Here is an 18344-nt window from a genome sequence, read left to right as displayed (position 1 = left end):
CTCACCTCCCGGTAGGAGTCTAAATCCTATTGAAGTATCTTATTTATTGTATATACTTCAGTAATTTGTCCTTCAGTCATTAATTCATTAAGCTTTGTCAAAACTACTTGCTCCAATTCAGCTAGTCCTGATTTGAAGTCTTCTTCTGTTTTTGTCGCCAGTTCTTTGATCAGAATATTTTTCAGTTGGAAGTCACGCTTAGCAATTTCCTCTTTTGCCTTTTTCCCATCTGTGACAATTTGAAACTGTATTCTAACAAAGGTTCCATCTTCCAAGTCGGTAGTTATTTCAGGTGATTCATAGGAATATTCCACAATGTCATCAATGGTTTGTGTGTCGCCTTCTTCACTTTGGCCGGTTACGTTGAGAACAACTACCAAAGCTGCAATAGCACCTATTAATAATATCACTAAAGATGTAATCATTGTTTTTACTAACCTACTCATTCTCTTCACCCGCCTCTTTTAGTACTCGCTGCAACCCTATCAGCTGATAATATTCCGCTATCATTCCGGTAACCTCGGGTGCCTCGTTCTTCACTACTATCTTTTTACCGTTGATTAAGGAAATCGTCGTATCCGGTAAGGACTGCACCTGTTCAATTAAAACTGCATTAAGCGTAAAAGAGTCACCATTCAGCCTTTTTAAATTAATCATATATATTTGGCGGGAGTATGCTGTGTTCATATACCATACTCCCTACCTCCCTATTATCGTTTTAAGTTAACTAGCTCTTGAAGAATCTCATCGGATGTTGTGATGATTCTTGTATTAGCCTGGAATGCACGCTGTGCAGTAATCATCTCCGTGAATTCTTCAGCTAGGTCGACATTGGACATTTCCAATGAGCCACTAACAATAGACGCAGCACCGTCTGCTTCAGGGGTGACGAGTCCGGGAACTAATCCAGCATTAGGTGAGTCTAAATATAAATTGCTTCCATCTTTTTGTAAACCGGCTGGATTCGAAAAACTGGCAAGACCAATTTGTCCGGCTTCTTCTGTTGTACCGTCTGGATTAATATAGTTTACTATCCCGTCTGTTTGAATACTGAAGCTTTGAGCATTTGCAGGAATAGTAATATTCCCTTGTAAACCTTGTAAATATAGTCCATTTGCATTTACAACAGAACCTTCATCATCCAGATAGAAATTTCCTGATCTAGTATAGTAAGTGGCTCCATCTGCCTCTACTACAAACATTCCGTCTCCTTCTATAGCAAGGTCAAGAGGGTTATTTGTGGTTTGCTGAAACCCCTGTGTATGAATATTGCTGATTGTTCCTAGCTTTGAACCTAAACCTACTTGAGAGGCGTTAATCCCGCCACGTGCATCTGTTGCTCCTTGGGCTCCAGTTGTTGTTTGACTCATTAAATCCTGAAAAGATACAGTAGCCTTTTTATAACCTGACGTATTTACATTTGCAATATTGTTCCCGATAACATCTAATTTTGTTTGAAAGTTCTTCATTCCTGAAATTCCTGCATACATTGAGCGTAACATGTTTGTTATCCCCTTTATTTTTTAGTAACAGCTGTATCTGTCAGTCAACAGCCGATAGTGGCTTCCCATAAGGGTCCAGCCTAATCATTGATTAAAATCGTACCATTAATATTTGTAAAAATTCTACTTGTTGCTTCCTCACGGTCCATTGCAGTTACTACTGTATGATTTTTAGCGTTTACGAGCAATGCTGCTTTGTTCGTCACAATCAGTGAATCGGTAATACCTTTTTCCTTTGCTTCCTGCACTTTTTCTCCTATCATCTGCCACTGTTTATCATCAATATGAATATTTCGTTCTGTTAAACGCTGTGAAGCATGTTTACTGATTTTTAATGGTTGCTGCTGTTGTGTTAAAATTTCTTGAAAACTGCTTGTTGCATCAGATTGCTTTGTCTTGGTGACAGCTGGATATTGTAATGCATTTTGTGGGACTTGATGAATCCGATGATCCATTTCCATTCCCTCCCTTTACGCATCTACATCTTGTTCGGGTTTATCTTTCAAGTCCGGTTCACTGACCTGTGTAACTGCATCTGCATAGATTTTTTCGCCGTTTTCCAGTTCAAGTACAGCCCATCCTTCAGATTGACTAACAGCCACTACTTTACTGGAAGTGCTTCCTGATTCTTTACCTGTATCATGATCGATTGCCTGGTAGGTTACTTCTTTCCCAATCATATGGCTATATTTGATCACGGGTGAAATGAGCTGACTTTGTACCAATGTATCCATTGATTTCGTCATGTTCATCGTCTGCTCCAGTGAAGAAAATTGGGCCATTTGTGAGATAAACTGTGTGTCATCCATTGGACTCGTAGGATCTTGATTTTGCAATTGCGTCATCAATATTTTTAAAAATTCATCTTTTCCAAGGTCAGCACTGGGTGTTCTTGTCTTTGGCTGATTGCTTAGGTATAACGAAGTGTCAATTGTTGTCATTACCTCCACCTACACTTTCTCATTCATTAGCAGTTCTTCAAATTGAAGTTCAAAACTTGTATCTCCGCTCTGATTATCCTTTTGATCTGATTGGCCAGACGATTGCTCTCCCTGATCTTTCAACTGTTCATCTTCCTGTTCCTTTTGGGTATTGGCTGATTGAGCGTTTAACTCCTGCTTCTCAACCACCACCTGATGTGGAGAGAACATACTTTTGAGCTGATGAATATTGGATTCGAGCATTTCTTTGGCAGCTGCTGAAGTAACAAGTATTTTCACTGTCATTTCTCCGTTAATTTGAGTAAAACGAACCATCATCTCTCCTAAATTATCAGGTCGCAATGTGATCGATAATTGATTCATTCCATTCGGCGCGGAAGGCAACTTACTTGAATTTATAATTTTAGTAAACTGTTCCATCAATTGGTCATCTGCAGATTTTGTGGTTTGCGACTGATTAATATAGATCGCATATTGTTCCAATTTAGAAATCGGCATCGAAACATTCCCTGAAACTTGTTGGGTGCTTATTTTATCGGTTTCCAATGCTTTACTGATCCATTTGGATATATCAGCAACAGTTACTTTCGAATCTGTATTGTATAGGTGTTTACCCGCAAAGTGCTCTCTTTTTTGAAAAGTTTCTAGTACATTTTTCAATACACCAAGACTACTCGATTCATCATTATTGGTAAGTAATGGTTGATGGATCATGTCCTTATTACCTGTACTTTTGCTCAAATTATGCCATTGTTGCAGCAATTCCAAAATTTTTGGAGATGCTTTCATGATATCTTCTTTGGTGTTTAGTTTCGAAATCAATTCCAATGCTTGAGAAATTAATGATACAAACTGTTTCTCTAAATTAGGATTATCTGTACTCATTTTATTAGTAACTTGATTTAATTCTGAAAGGAAAGGGTTATTTTCAATCAAACTATTAAATATAGGTTTCTCATTAATGGTTGCTTCCATCGAATTTTCTACCTTCATATCTCCTTGAGATACTATGATTTGACTCATGTATTCAAGAACTTCTTCTGTTGGAGCAGAATCAAATGATGCGATTAAATCCTCACTAGAAATAACCTGATCGATCAATTCCAGATGCATGCTTCCTGTTAATTCATGACCCATTTGCAAATCCTGCAATTCTTTAGGTAACTCCTCCATATCAAATAATAATGGAATTTCAATCATTTTGTTTACAGAATCTGTATTTTCGGTTTCTGTCATGTAGCTATTGGAGCTTTGATGAAGTTGCTTTTGAAAATGCTCTGTTTGTTCTCCCATAGCTGTTTTTGGTTTACCATTCAAAGCCTGTCCAGACTGTACTTGATGAATAATCATTCCGACGCTTTTCAAATTTTCACCTCCTTTCAGATGATATCTTTAGTTTTCATTTGAGATAAGAAGCTGCGTAAATTCAGCAGCGGTTTCTGGGTCCATCGTTTCAAGAATATCGCCACGTGCTTCATCTGAAACTTCCTGTAAAATCAGTAATGCCGGTTCCGTTTCCATATTTTGAAGAATGGATGCTGCTTGTTTACTTTTCATTTCTTCATAGGAACTTATAACCGTATCAACTCCCTGTTCCCCTGTACCTTCCTCAATTGACTCTTCTTCTTCTTCAACCACAGCTACTGACTGGTTATTTTCCAGTTTTAGAATCTCCTGTTCCAGTAGATTGATTGTAGCTTCAAGGTCAGTGATATTCTGATTTAATTCTAGTATTTCATTGTCTTTATCGTCGTTGACAGCTTGTGCTTCTTTTTCCTGAAGTTGTATTACCTTTTCTTCTTCTGTCGTCACCACATCTGAAATGACCGGAATCGTATTCCCTTTTTCTTTTGCCCAATCAATGACATTTATACCGGCTACTCCCATCACTACGATTACGAGTGTAATGGTAATTATAAGAGGAAACACGATTGCAAATATAAACCATAGAAAGGGATTCATCTTTTTCTTTTTATCTGCTGTTTTACCAACCATTTGCTTCACCTATTTTTGTGGTTTAAATATTGTGTAATGGATATTTCATCCATAAAATTACTTTCCACTCGTTTTTTTAATTTCTCATCCGCGTCATTTCGAATCTCAATAATCTTTTCAAATTTTTTCACTTCTACATGTGCATCTGTTAGTGATACTTGTTTGGATTCCATATCATTTCTTGCTCTCTGAACAAGCTGTTGCAATTCATTAATCTGCCTGTTCAATTTCTCTATATATAATGCCTGTTCTTTTATTTGTTCAATCGGGGTCGGTGATTGAATATAAATGCCATAAGATTCTTCCGCATTTTCTTTTTTCTTTAATAAGGTATAAAGTTCTGATGCTATTTTTTCAAAGGAATCCATCGAATGATAGTATGCTTTCTGGGCTATGCTTTTTTCATTTTCACATAAATTCAATATCTTGGTAAATGCTAGCGTTTCTGCCATTAACTCATTCCTCCGTTAAGCAGGTTTTTCATCAATTGAACAGTTTCTTGCAAGGAATTCCGATCAAAAACGTCTTGCTTTAAAAAATCTTGTATTTTAGGATAATAGGAAATTGCTCGATCAATTTCCTGATTCGTACCTCGCTTATATGCACCAATGTTAATTAATTCACTATTCTCTTCATAAATAGCTATCAAACTACGAATCTGTTGAGCTGTTTCCTTATGTTCCTGATCTGCAACCATATTCATCACACGACTAATCGATCGTTGAACATTAATTGCAGGAAACTGCCCTATTTCCGCAAGCTTCCGATCCATGATAAAATGACCGTCTAAGATACCACGAACTGCATCTGCGATAGGCTCATTCATATCGTCGCCATCGACAAGTACTGTATAAAAAGCAGTAATGGTCCCGAACGTATTTGTCCCGGTTCTTTCCAGCAGTTTGGGCAGGATGGAAAAAACGGATGGTGTATATCCTTTTGTTGTAGGAGGTTCACCAATTGCCAATCCAATTTCCCTTTGTGCCATTGCTACCCGTGTTACAGAATCCATCATAAGGTTTACCTTATAGCCAAGATCCCGAAAATACTCACTAATCGCTGTTGCTGTATATGCCCCTTTAATACGCATTAAAGCTGGCTGATCCGACGTTGCTACAACTACAATAGACTTCTTCAATCCATCTTCACCTAAATCTTGTTCGATAAATTCCCTCACTTCACGACCACGTTCACCAATTAGTGCAATAACATTGATATCAGCACTACTATTTCTCGCAATCATTCCAAGTAAAGTGCTTTTCCCTACGCCACTTCCAGCAAATATCCCGACCCTCTGTCCTTCACCCATTGTTAATAAAGAATCGATTGCTTTGACACCAACTTGGATTGGTTTTCTAATTGGTGGTCGGGTCATCGGATTTGGCGGTGACTGATTTGTTAAATAATTGCTTAATCCTTTTGGTAAAGATGATTCGTTATCGAGCGGTTTGCCCAATGAGTTTACGACCGTGCCTAAAAGTGATCTTCCTACTTTTACAGATAACGGCTTACCTGTCGATTCAACCAAACAACCAGGCCCTATTTCGGTAACCTCTGAGTATGGCATGAGAATAATTTTCTCATTATTGAAGCCGACTACTTCTGCTACGATTAGATAATCTTCACTTGAAGATGCATGAATATAACAAACTTCACCAATATTTGCTGCTGGCCCCTCCGATTCAATCATTAGACCAACTACGCGGAGTACTTTACCATACCGTTTATAGGTATCAACTTTTTCAATTACTGATAAATATTCAGTACGATTCATGATTTTTTCTCCATTAAGTAATCCTGCAATGCTTCCTGAATTTTTATTAATTGTGTATCAACACTTGCATCAATTTGTCCAAATGGATGTTCAATTAAACAAGCGTTTTCCGCAAGACTCTCATCGATATATATAGAAAGTTTCGTATCTTTTTCAAGGCTTCGCCGTAGCTCTTCTTTATGCTGCATAACAAAGTCAAAATTTGTTGGATGCAAATTAATGGTTACAACGGATTGATCTTTAATTTCCTTAATTGCTCCTTTAACAATCTCCATAAAGGAAGAACTCGTCGCGGAAATTTGATGATTCAAAATTTTAGCGGCTACACTAACAGCAAGTTGTAAGATGGCTTCATCACTTTTTTCAATGGTAGCGTGGTAATCATTTGTTGTAGCATCAATAATGAGATTTGCTTGTTGCAGCTTGTCTCGGTATTCTGAATGCCCATCTACTTTTCCCTGGTCAAAGCCTGCAGCGTAACCTTCCTGCTTTGCATCTTGAATTAGTTGTTGTTTCTCTTCCTGCCAATTCTCTTTCTCTTGCAATATCATTTGATTCGTTTGGTCAATTAATTGTTGTTTCTTTTGTGCCAATTCAAGGAGTTCCTGTTTCAGCGATTCGATTCTTTGCTGAATAACTTCCCTATTCTTTTCCAACTCGATTGGTTCATGCTCCGGAACATTTCTTCGCAGTTCTACTGGTTTAATCTTTATTAACTTCTGATTCGAATACTTGTTGTTTCTTGATTCAGACAATGATATCGTCTCCCCCGCCTCTGGCGATGACTATTTCCCCGATATCTTCCAGGCTACGAATGGCAGCTACGATTCTCATTTGAGCTTCTTCCACATCCCTCAGTCTTACGGGGCCCATATACTCCATTTCTTCTTTAAATGTTTCAGCCATACGTTGAGACATATTTTGGAATACGACACCTTTAACCTCATCGCTTGCAACCTTAAGTGATAATCTAAGATCCTCATTTTCAACTTCTCGGATAACACGCTGAATTGCCCGATTATCAAGAATCACAATATCTTCAAATACAAACATGCGTTTTTTAATTTCATCTGCCAATTCTGGATCCTGAATTTCCAACGCATCTAGTATCGTTCGTTCCGTACTTCGGTCAACACCATTCAATACCTCAACTACTGCCTGAATTCCGCCTGTTTGTGTATAATCTGCTGTTGCGGATGCAGAAATATTTCTTTCTAAAACCTGTTCCACCTGACTAATAATTTCAGGTGATGTCGAATCCATTGTAGCAATTCTCTTGGCCACATCCGCCTGCATTTCCTGCGGTAAGGAAGACAAGATTTGCCCCCCTTGCTCGGGATCCAAATAGGATAGCACCAATGCGATTGTTTGTGGATGCTCACCCTGTATAAAATTTAGAACTTGTTGAGGATCGGCTTTTCTGGCAAAGTCAAACGGCCTAACTTGTAATGAAGAAGTCAGCCTGTTAATGATGTTGGATGCTTCCTGTTTTCCGAAAGCTTTTTCCAATACATTCTTGGCATAACCAATCCCGCCCTGGGTTATATAATCCTGTGCTAAAGCAATTTGATGAAATTGTTCAATTACATCTTCTTTTAATCCGGAATCCACTTTCTTTACAGAAGATATTTCCAAACTTAACTTTTCAATTTCTTCTTCTGACAAATACTTATAAACTTGTGCTGAAACGTCTGGACCTAAGGAGATTAAAAGAATTGCTGCCTTTTGCTTTCCGGTTAATGTAGCTTTTTGTCTTGCCATCAAGTATTCCCCCTACTCTTCTCCGATCCAGCTTCTCAATAATTTCGCAAAGTCTTCCGGATTATCTTTCGCGATCTTTTCCAATTGTTTTCTTCTTACTACTGATTCTGATTCTTCCTCCTGTGGCATATCAGGAACTTCCATCATCACCGGCTCTGTTACTGTCTCTTCTATTATTTCCTCTTCTTTGTTTCTGTTTCGCATTAATAGAACAATAAGTAGTATGATAACCATCAGTAAAACCGCACCAACAATGTACATCCATACTGGAATCACAGCAGGTGCTGTTTCCATAACAGTTGGATTTTCCGAGAATTCCTGAAATACAATTGAGATTTTTTCTTCTGGAACTACTTCTCCATAATCTGCATCTATCGTTGTCCCCACTATGGAATCAAGGATAGAATAGAAACCTTCCTCAACCGCTGCTTGCTCTGGTTGGGATAAATATTCAATATTATTTCCGTTAGCATCCGTTACATTATCAACAGCAACCTGGATTCCAAGATCTCTGACTTTATAGGGACTTTCAACAATGTCTTTCCGTATACGGTTAAATTCATAATTGATTGTCTCTTTATCCAGTTCATAGTCTCCATCGCCGTTTTCACCTGCTGGATAGTTGGTAACATCTTCTTCCCCGGTACCTACTACGCCACCAGCCGCATTACCACTATAAGATTCCTGGATTGTTTCCAAACTCACTGGTAAACCTTCCACATTTTCTATATCAACTGGCTCCACAAGTTCTTCTGTTCGGTTTTCTTGTGTGAAATCAATGTCCGCAGTAACGGAAACGAGTACATTCTCCGCACCGACCATTGTACCCAGCATTTGCTGGAGTCTTCTTTGAATGTCACGTTCAATATCCTTTTTTACTGTTTGCTGGTATGTATAAGTATCCTGAGAACCTGAGGCTGTTTGATTATTCCGGTCAAAGTACTCAAAATATTGATTCATAATCACAATATTATCTGCTGATAGATTAGGTACTGCTTTTGAAACTAAATGATAGAGTGATTCTACTTGATTACCTTGAAATTGATAACCTGGTTGTGTGTTCAATACGATGGAAGCACTTGCTTCACCAACCGCTTCGCTGACAAAGACAGGATCCTCAGGCATATTAATCATGACCTGTGCATCTTCAATTCCATCTATGCTTTGTATCAAATTAGCAAGTTCGGACTGCATTGCATCAAGTTTCATGATATTAAATTCATTGTCTGTAATGCCCCATGAAGTATTTTCACTAAAGAAGGAATAATCAATATTACCGCTGTTTGGCAAACCCATTCCTGCTAGATCAACAAGTAATGTTTCAACTTGTTCTTCTGGAACAGTTATTGTTGTACCACCATCGCTTAGCTCATATGGAACTCCTCTAACATCCAGCTCTGCTTTAATTTGTCCTACTTCCTGTAGGGACAAATTATTATATAACGGTACATTTTTCGTATTTGTACTAGCAAGAGACATCACCGCAATGAATAACACCGCTACAATAAAAACGCCCAGAAACATTCCCTTCTGGCCCTTTGTACGGCTCGTCCAAAAAGTAGTTACCGTCTCTTTCCATTTTAAAAGATTTTCCTTCATATTTTCCCCCACCAAAGTGCAATAAATTATCGATATTGAATTAGAGAATTTATATTAACTTGAATTTTAGTCCTACGTTTTTATTTATACTTGCATCCTCATAATTTCATTGTAGGCATCGATAACTTTCTTTTGTACTTGCACTGTTGTCTCGAGTGTAATACTTGCTTTTTGGGCAGTGATCATTACATCATGTAAATCGTCTATATTGCCATTTGCTAGTCCTTCTGTCTTGCTATCTGACTCCATTTGAATCGTATTCAGATTTTCAACTGCACCCTTTAGGGAGTCTGCAAATGAAGCTTGAGCTTCCCCAGGCGTTACAGATGGTTTGGAGTTCTGTTGAGTAGCATTTAAAACTTGTGAAACATCATTTATTGAAATTGTCATCGTTGATACTCCTTATTTTCTATTTGCCGATTTCCAATGCTTTCATCAACATACTTTTGCTTGCATTGAGTGCAGTAATATTAGCTTCATAGGATCTTGTCGAACTCATCATATCAACCATTTCCTGCAACGGATCAACATTAGGCATTTCCACATAACCCGCTTCGTTTGCATCCGGATGATCTGGGTTATATACAAGTTTGAAAGGTTCGTCATCTTCCACAATTTCTGAAACTTTCACACCCGTTGCTCTACTCGTATTCGAGGCATTTTGCAGCATGGATTTAAAATCACTTCCCTCGGATTGCATAACTACCATTTTTCTTCGGTACGGTTCATATTCTCCATTTTCATTTAAAACGGCTCTCGTGGATTGTGCATTAGCAATATTAGACGAGACGACATCCATGCGAAGTCTTTGCGCAGTCAAAGCACTGGCACTCGTATTCATAGAAGTAAAGATTGACATGTTTTAACTACCTCCTCTTATCACTGTTTGCAAGCTGCCAAACTTACCATTAATCCGATCAACTACACCATTATAGTAAATCTGATTTTTTGCAAGCTCCGTCATTTCTTTATCAATATCAACGTTATTTCCATTATGGTTATAGGTTGTATTTGAATTTGTAGCTGTACGGTATGGCAAATTTTGGGTTGAGTTGAAGGGGATGTGTTTTTCATTGGTTCGTTTAGCTTGTAGAGAAGATGATAGTGCATCATTTAAAGCATTCTTAAAAGTTACTTCCTGTGCTTTATAGCCCGGTGTATCTGCATTGGAGATATTATTTGATATCGCATTATTTTTGGCAGTTGCATAATCAAGTGATTGTTCCAACTTGTTGATTGTTCCTCCAAATAAATTCATCCTTGGTACCTCCTTCATCTATTTTTAATTAGACAGTCATAATTTCAGTACCTTCTACGAATATTGTAGATTATTACCTAGTCAAAGTCTATTACTTTTCGACAAATTCCTCCATATAAAGCTAAAATAGTTAAAATTAACTAGTCTTATGTCATCATCAGTTAACCTTTTTATGGAAATAATATCTATAAGAATCCTAAAATGATGTATCAAGTCATTATTTTTATCATTATTTATTTTGAGAAATTGTTTTTTTACCTATTTGACTTTTAATAACAATTTTATATAATAAGTATAAATTCCTACATAATAAAAAAAGCTAGCATCTGCTAGCTTTTTTATTATTTTTATATCCAATTTTAAATCAATTTATCTCGAGCGAAGTTTTTCCAATTCCATTAGGAACTTACTGTTTAGTACTTTAATATAAGTACCTTTCATTCCAAGGGAACGAGATTCAATAACTCCAGCACTTTCTAGTTTTCTTAGTGCATTAACGATTACAGAACGTGTAATTCCAACTCTGTCAGCAATTTTACTCGCTACTAATAAACCTTCATTACCATTTAATTCTTCAAAGATATGATCAATTGCTTCCAACTCACTGTATGAAAGTGAACTGATTGCCATTTGTACAACTGCTTTACTTCTTGCTTCCATTTCAATTTCTTCTGTTTTCTCATGCAGAATTTCCATACCTACTACGGTTGCACCATATTCTGCAAGTAAAAGATCATCATCATTAAAACTGTCATCGACTCTTCCTAAGATTAAAGTACCAAGACGTTCTCCGCCACCAATGATTGGTACAATGGTAGTTAAACCGTCCTTAAACAATTCCTTATTTTCAACAGGAAAAACGGTATGTGTGCTATTTATATCCAAGTTAGCTGTCGTTTCACGAATATCATGAAGCCCCTCTGTATATTCTTGAGGAAACTGTCTTTCTTCAAGCATTGATCGCATACGTTCATTTTCTATTTCTTGATTGACAGCGAATCCAAGTAATTTCCCACGTCTGCTTACAATATAAACATTCCCTTTGATTACATCTCTTAGTGATGCAGACATTTCGTTAAAGTTAACTGACTTTCCTGTTGCTTTTTGTAACATTGCGTTGATTTTTCTTGCGCGATTTAATAGATCCATGATGATCCTCCATTTCAATTATAAAAATTATAGTATAAATTGACTTAAGTCCTTGTTCTGTACAATAGAATTTAATTTCTGATCTACATAGTTTTGTGTGATTTCAATTTTTTCCATCGTTATATCAGATGCCTCAAAAGATAAGTCTTCCAGTAATTTTTCAAGGATCGTATGCAATCTTCTTGCTCCGATATTATCCGTATCCTGATTCACCTGAAAGGCAATTTCTGCCAGTCTATCTATAGCTTCGTCTGTAAAAACTACATTTATACCTTCCGTTTTTATCAGAGCCTGATATTGTTTGATTAAAGCATTGGACGGCTCGGTAAGTATCTGCTTAAAGTCGTCAACCGACAATTTCTCAAGTTCAACCCTAATTGGAAATCTCCCTTGAAGTTCCGGAATCAAATCAGACGGTTTAGACATATGAAAAGCACCTGCAGCAATAAATAGCATATGGTCCGTTTTAACAGGTCCGTGTTTTGTTACAACTGTTGATCCTTCTACAATTGGCAACACATCACGTTGTACACCTTCCCTGGACACATTGGCAGTGGAATCTTGCTTTCCTGCAACTTTGTCTATCTCGTCAATAAAGAGTATACCCGTTTCCTCTGCCCGCTTAACGGCATCTTGAGTAACTTCATCCATATCAACGAACTTATGAGCTTCTTGCTGTGTTATCACTTTCCTAGCTTCAGAAACTGGCAATTTGCGCTTTTTCTTTTTCGAAGGCATGAATTGTCCAAACGCATCTTGCATGTTCATTCCCATATGTTCCATGCCTGAACCCTGCAGCATGTCAAACATAGATGGAGGAACTTCCTCTATTTCTACTGTTACCATATGATCTTCTAACTCACCTAAAGCTAATTGTTGTTCAATTCGTTGCCGTTTATTCCTGATTTCCTCATCTTTATCCTCTTCTTGTGAAGGGTTGTCATTATCTGAATTCTGATTAGGAAAAAGCATTTCAAAAGGATTTTTAACACCAGATTGTTTTTTCGCCCCTGGAACGAGCAGTTTCACAAGCTTTTTATTTGCCTCCTGTTCTGCTGTTCCCATGACGTCCTTCATCTTTTCTTCCTTTACCATTCGAACAGACATTTCGACAAGATCACGAACCATTGATTCCACATCACGGCCAACATAACCAACTTCAGTAAATTTAGTGGCCTCCACTTTCACAAATGGTGCCCCTACTAGTTTTGCAAGTCTCCTTGCAATTTCTGTTTTACCAACACCAGTAGGTCCAATCATTAAGATGTTCTTTGGTACAATTTCCTCTTTTAAATGATCATCCAGTTGCATACGTCTGTATCGATTTCTTAGGGCAACTGCTACTGACTTTTTCGCCTGCTGTTGACCGATAATATATTTATCCAATTGATCCACAATTTGTTTTGGAGTATAATTTATTCCCATCCTAAGGAAAAACCTCCTTTATTAATCAAGTACTTCCAACGTAATATGATCATTTGTGTAAACACAGATTTCACCGGCAACTTCCAATGCTGTTTGGGCTATATCTTTTGCCGTTAAATCACTTGAATGTCTAACAAGTGCTCTGCCTGCACTAAGGGCATAATTCCCGCCAGAACCAATAGCCAAAATACCATCATCCGGTTCAATTACTTCCCCTGTACCTGAGACCAAATACATATTATCCCTGTTCATGACGATAAGCATTGCTTCCAACTTGCGTAGTACTTTGTCCGTACGCCATTCCTGCGCAAGCTCAACAGATGCTCTGGTTAAATTTCCATTGAATGCCTGAAGTTTACTCTCGAATTTCTCAAATAACGTAAAGGCATCAGCTACAGAACCAGCGAAACCCGCTAAGACTTTTCCATCATACAGAGTACGAACTTTCTTCGCTTTGTGTTTCATCACAACAGCATTTCCCAGAGTAACCTGCCCATCACCACTCATTGCACACTGTCCGTTGTGCTGAATTGCGAAGATGGTAGTTGCATGCATTTCATTCGTCATCCATTTCACCTCACTAATCTCTGTTTTCACCATTTGCCCGTGGATGACTTTTCATATAGACCTCACGGAGATGATCTTTTGTAACATGAGTGTAAATCTGTGTTGAGGATAAACTTTCATGACCAAGCAATTCCTGTACAGTACGAAGATCTGCGCCTTCATTCAGCATATGAGTTGCAAACGTATGTCGTAACTTATGCGGATGGACATGAACGGTCAACGCGGCTCTTTCAACTATTTTATTTAGTATTGTACGTATCCCTCTGGTTGTAAGCGGCTTACCTCGAGCATTTAAGAAGACAATATCGGATGACGTATCGGTTTTTTCCAGTAACTTTTGCCTGCCCTCATGTATGTACGTCTCCAAAGCAATTTCCGCGAATCGTCCAAAGGGAACATAACGTTCTTTTCGACCCTTACCTTTAACTAAAATCGTGCCGATCGAAAAATCGATATCCATTAGTTTAAGCCCCTGGCATTCACTCACCCGTATTCCAGTACCATATAACACTTCAAGTAGTGCCTGGTCTCGTTGGCCTGCTGGTTTGGTCATATCATTTACTTCAAACAGTTTTTCCAGTTCTTCCATATATAAAAACCCCGGAACCGACTTACTGGTCCTAGGTAAATATATGTGAACAAACGGATTGGTATTAACCAGTTCTTCCCGTTCCAAAAATTTGTAAAAACTCCTCAAACAAGAAATTTTCCTAGATACGGATCTTCTGCTAAGTTGCTGATCATATAAAGTAGTTAGAAATAACCGGACATCTCGTTGCTCGATTTCATTCAGATTATGAATTCCTTCTTGATTTAAGAAGTTAAAGAAAATTTCCAGATCATTCCGATAATACTTCACGGTATAGGGTGATGCATTTTTCTCAATCTGCAAGTACTCTACAAATGCTTCACTGTGTTTCTTAAAATTAGCCAATACTTTCACCTCATCGAACAGCGGATAAATCATAGCATATTCCATAAGATAAAGCAATGAATTTAACTAAATTGCAACAAAATTCTGAATCGAATTATAATTTGCGTAGCCTAACAAGTACCATATATCTCTAGATCGTTCATCCAATTGATTAAAACAGCTGTAAAGTAATTTGACTTACCAATGCGTAATTATATCGACTTGAATAAAGATAGTCAATAAATCGGTACACTATTACAGCTAAAAATGGAATACAGTGAAATTTTTGTGAACACCTTAATACCCTTTATAACCAACTTACTACTTAATTATTCCCAATTCTTTAATTTTTTCTTTTGTTTCATCCATACCAAGCTCATACAATTTATTTCTTTTGTATCTATGGTTACAAAAGAACGTTTAAGAACTAGCATTTAAATTGCCTCCTTTAATACAGTAGACAATTCCCATCTTACGAACAATTTAAACTATCTACTCAAGCACATAAATGAACAAAAACAAAAGCTGTTCAATAATGAACAGCTAATTTTGCACTACTTCTTTGTATTCACAATCCGTACACTGAACCTGTGTCTCTTTTTTGGTTTTCTTTTCGACTAAGAGAGATTCACATTTTGGACAGGGTCTTGCGATTGGTTTATCCCATGAAACAAAGTCACATTCTGGAAACTGATCACAACCATAGAACGTTCTTCGTTTCTTTGATTTTCTTTCTACCACATTACCTTCTTTACATTTCGGGCACTTTAAACCAATCTCTTTTAAAATTGGTTTTGTATTTCGGCATTCTGGAAAGTTGGAGCATGCAAGAAATTTACCATATCTCCCCATTTTATATACCATTTCATTACCACAGTTTTCACAATCAATACCTGCTGGCTCATCTTTAATTTCAATCTTTTCCATCTCTTTTTCAGCTACATCCAATCGCTTACTAAAGTTTCCATAGAATCCATCGATAATTTTCACCCATTCGATTTGTCCTTCTTCGATGGAATCCAAATCCGTTTCCATTCTTGCCGTAAAATCAGCATCGATAATTTCAGGGAAAAATTCCTCTACTAATTCACATACAATCGTCCCAAGCTCCGTCGGGACAAAACGTTTGTTGTCCATTGTCACATAGCCTCTACGTTGAATGGTATCCAATGTTGGTGCATAAGTGGAAGGACGCCCAAGACCTCGCTCTTCCATTGTACGTACCAATCTGGCATCGGTATACCTCGGAGGTGGCTGTGTAAAATGTTGATTCGGTATGATTTCTTTGGAATCTACAGTCATTCCTTCAACCATATCCGGAAGCAATTTATCTTCTACTTTTTTGTTATCATCTGTTCCCTCAACATACACCCTCATAAATCCTTTGAATTTTATCTTGGAACCGGTAGCACGAAACTCAACATCATTATTCAATAAGTGTACCGTCATTGTATCCATGACAGCTGGGGACATTTGACTTGCAACGAACCGTTCCCAAATCAGTTTGTATAACCGCAGTTGTTCTCGGGAAAGAACATCTTTTATCGTTTTTGGATCTCTTAGCGTAGATGTAGGGCGAATTGCTTCGTGGGCGTCCTGGGCACCTTCTTTATTTTTTACAGCTTTCGAAACCCCAAGAAATTCTTTACCGTAATTTTCTTCGATATAGGATTTAGCCTCTTGTTTAGCTGTTTCTGAAATACGAGTTGAATCTGTACGCATATACGTAATCAGCCCTGTAATGCCTCCTGCTTTTCTGCCCAAATCAATTCCTTCATATAACTGTTGGGCAATCATCATTGTCTTCTTTGCACGGAAATTTAACTTTCTGGCTGCTTCCTGTTGTAGGGACGATGTGATAAAGGGCTGAGCTGGATTTCTTTTTCGTTCCCGTTTGTTCACTTTATCTATTGTAAATTTGTTTCCATCTAATCTTGATTTAATTTCTTCTACGTCTTTTTCTGTTTTCAAATCCGCTTTCTTACCATCAGTTCCATAAAAGGAACCTTCGAATATTTCCTGATCCTTTTGAAACTGTGCATCAATGGACCAATATTCTTCTGGTTCAAAGCGTTCAATTTCTTTTTCACGGTCCAAAACCATTTTAAGTGCAACAGACTGAACCCGCCCTGCACTTAGCCCCTTTTTAACTTTTTTCCAAAGTAATGGGCTGATATTGTAACCTACAAGTCTATCCAGAATCCTTCTGGCTTGTTGAGCATCAACTAAATCCAAATCAATTGCACGCGGATGTTTGAATGACTCTTTGATCGCATCTTTTGTAATTTCATTAAATACCACTCGGCAATCTGAGGTCTCATCTACGTTTAAAATATGAGCCAAATGCCAGGCAATCGCTTCTCCCTCTCTGTCTGGATCGGCTGCGAGATATATTTTCTTCGCTTTTTTAGCTGACTTTCTTAATTCTTTAAGTACATCGCCTTTCCCGCGGATGGTGATATACTTTGGTTTATAGTTATCTTCAACATCAACACCCATTTGACTTTTGGGCAAGTCACGAATGTGACCCATTGATGCTTTCACCGTATATTTTTTTCCTAAATAGCGTTCAATCGTTTTTGCTTTCGCTGGCGATTCAACGATTACCAGATAATCTGACATGATAGTGCCTCCTATAGTGAGGTTGACAATTTACGATTGGAAATCTTTCCTAATACTAAATTTATAATTTAAATTTGTCAATCTTGCAAGTATTGTTCTTTCTGTTTTCATGTGAAGAATTAATATGTTGTTAATTTGCTGATTCCATCCCATTCTTCTAAAATGTCCACTGCTTCATGAACCAGTTTTGCACCATCCTGTATCATTTGATGGCAACCCTTTGTTTGGGGCTGCAATGGAGAACCTGGAACAGCAAATACCTCCCTACCCTGATCAAGAGCTTGTTCAACCGTTATCAATGTACCACTTCTTTCGGTAGCTTCAATAACAAGGGTTCCGAACCCTAATCCACTAAGTATACGATTTCTTTCGGGAAAATGATACCTAGCCGGTGGAATGTCTGGAGGATATTCCGACAATACAAGTCCATGTTTTGCAATTTGATGAAAAAGAGATATATTTTGCTTTGGATAGATATGATGAAACCCTCCACCCAAAACAGCAATTGTTTTACCATTATGACCAAGCGTAATTTTATGCGCTAAACTATCAATGCCCATTGCCATTCCACTAACAATTACCCATTTCTCTTTGACAAGCGGTTTCACGAAAAGCTCCATTTTTTGTGAAGCTTCCATTGTTGGTTTTCTTGTACCAATTACACTTAAAGCCGGGGAATAGGATAATAATGTAGTGTCACCAATTGCATATAATACAAGTGGGGCGTCTTTTATTGTATTTAACATAGGTGGATAACTTTCGTCAACTATTGTGATGATTTTAAATTTTTCCATATCGCGGAAAATCTTTTGTCTTAAGGCTAGATTATGAAGATCGG

The 18344-nt window shown here is 37.6% G+C and carries 21 protein-coding genes; all 21 read right to left on the bottom strand.

The window, feature by feature from the left end:
• Positions 1–26: 26 nt before the first annotated feature.
• The 21 genes from fliL to dprA all read right to left on the bottom strand — a co-directional run bounded on the left by fliL (position 27) and on the right by dprA (position 18300).
• Positions 27–446 carry a flagellar basal body-associated protein FliL gene (gene fliL / locus ACHABU_RS10990; protein WP_435764895.1) on the bottom strand — a complete coding sequence of 140 codons (420 nt, stop codon included), beginning with the start codon at positions 444–446 and terminating at the stop codon, positions 27–29.
• A complete protein-coding gene (locus ACHABU_RS10985) occupies positions 439–687 on the bottom strand; it encodes a flagellar FlbD family protein (protein WP_435764894.1) in 249 nt (82 codons plus the stop codon). Before ACHABU_RS10985 ends, fliL begins: the two co-directional genes overlap by 8 nt.
• Positions 688–710: 23 nt before the next feature.
• Positions 711–1502: a flagellar basal body rod protein FlgG gene (gene flgG / locus ACHABU_RS10980; protein ID WP_435764893.1), complete on the bottom strand. Its 792-nt coding sequence runs from the start codon at positions 1500–1502 to the stop codon at positions 711–713.
• Between the two features lie 80 nt (positions 1503–1582).
• Positions 1583–1957 (bottom strand): TIGR02530 family flagellar biosynthesis protein, encoded by a 375-nt coding sequence (locus ACHABU_RS10975; RefSeq protein WP_435764892.1) that lies wholly within the window; start codon positions 1955–1957, stop codon positions 1583–1585.
• A gap of 15 nt (positions 1958–1972) precedes the next feature.
• Positions 1973–2443, bottom strand: coding sequence for a flagellar hook assembly protein FlgD (flgD, locus tag ACHABU_RS10970; RefSeq protein WP_435764890.1), 471 nt, complete (start codon positions 2441–2443; stop codon positions 1973–1975).
• A gap of 9 nt (positions 2444–2452) precedes the next feature.
• The gene (locus ACHABU_RS10965) at positions 2453–3808 is read right to left on the bottom strand and encodes a flagellar hook-length control protein FliK (protein WP_435764889.1); all 1356 of its coding nucleotides are present in this window, start codon (positions 3806–3808) and stop codon (positions 2453–2455) included.
• A gap of 27 nt (positions 3809–3835) precedes the next feature.
• Positions 3836–4438 (bottom strand): MotE family protein, encoded by a 603-nt coding sequence (locus ACHABU_RS10960; RefSeq protein WP_435764888.1) that lies wholly within the window; start codon positions 4436–4438, stop codon positions 3836–3838.
• Positions 4439–4443: 5 nt separating this feature from the next.
• A complete protein-coding gene (gene fliJ / locus ACHABU_RS10955) occupies positions 4444–4890 on the bottom strand; it encodes a flagellar export protein FliJ (protein WP_435764887.1) in 447 nt (148 codons plus the stop codon).
• The gene (gene fliI, locus ACHABU_RS10950; RefSeq protein ID WP_435764885.1) at positions 4890–6212 is read right to left on the bottom strand and encodes a flagellar protein export ATPase FliI; all 1323 of its coding nucleotides are present in this window, start codon (positions 6210–6212) and stop codon (positions 4890–4892) included. Before fliI ends, fliJ begins: the two co-directional genes overlap by 1 nt.
• Positions 6209–6967 carry a flagellar assembly protein FliH gene (gene fliH / locus ACHABU_RS10945; RefSeq protein WP_435764884.1) on the bottom strand — a complete coding sequence of 253 codons (759 nt, stop codon included), beginning with the start codon at positions 6965–6967 and terminating at the stop codon, positions 6209–6211. The genes fliI and fliH overlap by 4 nt, the downstream gene beginning before the upstream one ends.
• Positions 6960–7973 carry a flagellar motor switch protein FliG gene (fliG, locus tag ACHABU_RS10940; RefSeq protein WP_435764883.1) on the bottom strand — a complete coding sequence of 338 codons (1014 nt, stop codon included), beginning with the start codon at positions 7971–7973 and terminating at the stop codon, positions 6960–6962. The genes fliH and fliG overlap by 8 nt, the downstream gene beginning before the upstream one ends.
• A gap of 12 nt (positions 7974–7985) precedes the next feature.
• Positions 7986–9572, bottom strand: a complete 1587-nt coding sequence (gene fliF, locus ACHABU_RS10935; protein WP_435764882.1) for a flagellar basal-body MS-ring/collar protein FliF — start codon at positions 9570–9572, stop codon at positions 7986–7988.
• 84 nt (positions 9573–9656) lie between these two features.
• Entirely contained in the window at positions 9657–9962 is a 306-nt protein-coding gene (gene fliE, locus ACHABU_RS10930) for a flagellar hook-basal body complex protein FliE (RefSeq protein WP_435764881.1), read from the bottom strand.
• 19 nt (positions 9963–9981) lie between these two features.
• The gene (flgC, locus tag ACHABU_RS10925) at positions 9982–10431 is read right to left on the bottom strand and encodes a flagellar basal body rod protein FlgC (protein ID WP_435764880.1); all 450 of its coding nucleotides are present in this window, start codon (positions 10429–10431) and stop codon (positions 9982–9984) included.
• 3 nt (positions 10432–10434) lie between these two features.
• A complete protein-coding gene (flgB, locus tag ACHABU_RS10920; protein ID WP_435764879.1) occupies positions 10435–10830 on the bottom strand; it encodes a flagellar basal body rod protein FlgB in 396 nt (131 codons plus the stop codon).
• Between the two features lie 369 nt (positions 10831–11199).
• Complete coding sequence (gene codY, locus ACHABU_RS10915) at positions 11200–11979, bottom strand: GTP-sensing pleiotropic transcriptional regulator CodY (protein ID WP_435764878.1); 780 nt, start codon at positions 11977–11979, stop codon at positions 11200–11202.
• 27 nt (positions 11980–12006) lie between these two features.
• Positions 12007–13404 carry an HslU--HslV peptidase ATPase subunit gene (gene hslU, locus ACHABU_RS10910; protein WP_435764877.1) on the bottom strand — a complete coding sequence of 466 codons (1398 nt, stop codon included), beginning with the start codon at positions 13402–13404 and terminating at the stop codon, positions 12007–12009.
• A 21-nt stretch (positions 13405–13425) separates the two neighbouring features.
• Positions 13426–13971: an ATP-dependent protease subunit HslV gene (gene hslV, locus ACHABU_RS10905; protein WP_379495638.1), complete on the bottom strand. Its 546-nt coding sequence runs from the start codon at positions 13969–13971 to the stop codon at positions 13426–13428.
• A gap of 13 nt (positions 13972–13984) precedes the next feature.
• Complete coding sequence (gene xerC / locus ACHABU_RS10900) at positions 13985–14905, bottom strand: tyrosine recombinase XerC (protein WP_435764876.1); 921 nt, start codon at positions 14903–14905, stop codon at positions 13985–13987.
• A 522-nt stretch (positions 14906–15427) separates the two neighbouring features.
• Positions 15428–17506, bottom strand: coding sequence for a type I DNA topoisomerase (gene topA, locus ACHABU_RS10895; RefSeq protein ID WP_435764875.1), 2079 nt, complete (start codon positions 17504–17506; stop codon positions 15428–15430).
• A 119-nt stretch (positions 17507–17625) separates the two neighbouring features.
• Positions 17626–18300 (bottom strand): DNA-processing protein DprA, encoded by a 675-nt coding sequence (gene dprA, locus ACHABU_RS10890; RefSeq protein WP_435764874.1) that lies wholly within the window; start codon positions 18298–18300, stop codon positions 17626–17628.
• Between the last annotated feature and the right edge of the window lie 44 nt (positions 18301–18344).

The sequence above is a fragment of the Oceanobacillus sp. CF4.6 genome (assembly GCF_051262635.1).
Taxonomy (GTDB): Bacteria; Bacillota; Bacilli; order Bacillales; family Amphibacillaceae; genus Oceanobacillus.
Note: the sequence above shows the minus strand (reverse complement) of the source record. Positions and strands in the feature narration are given on the sequence as shown.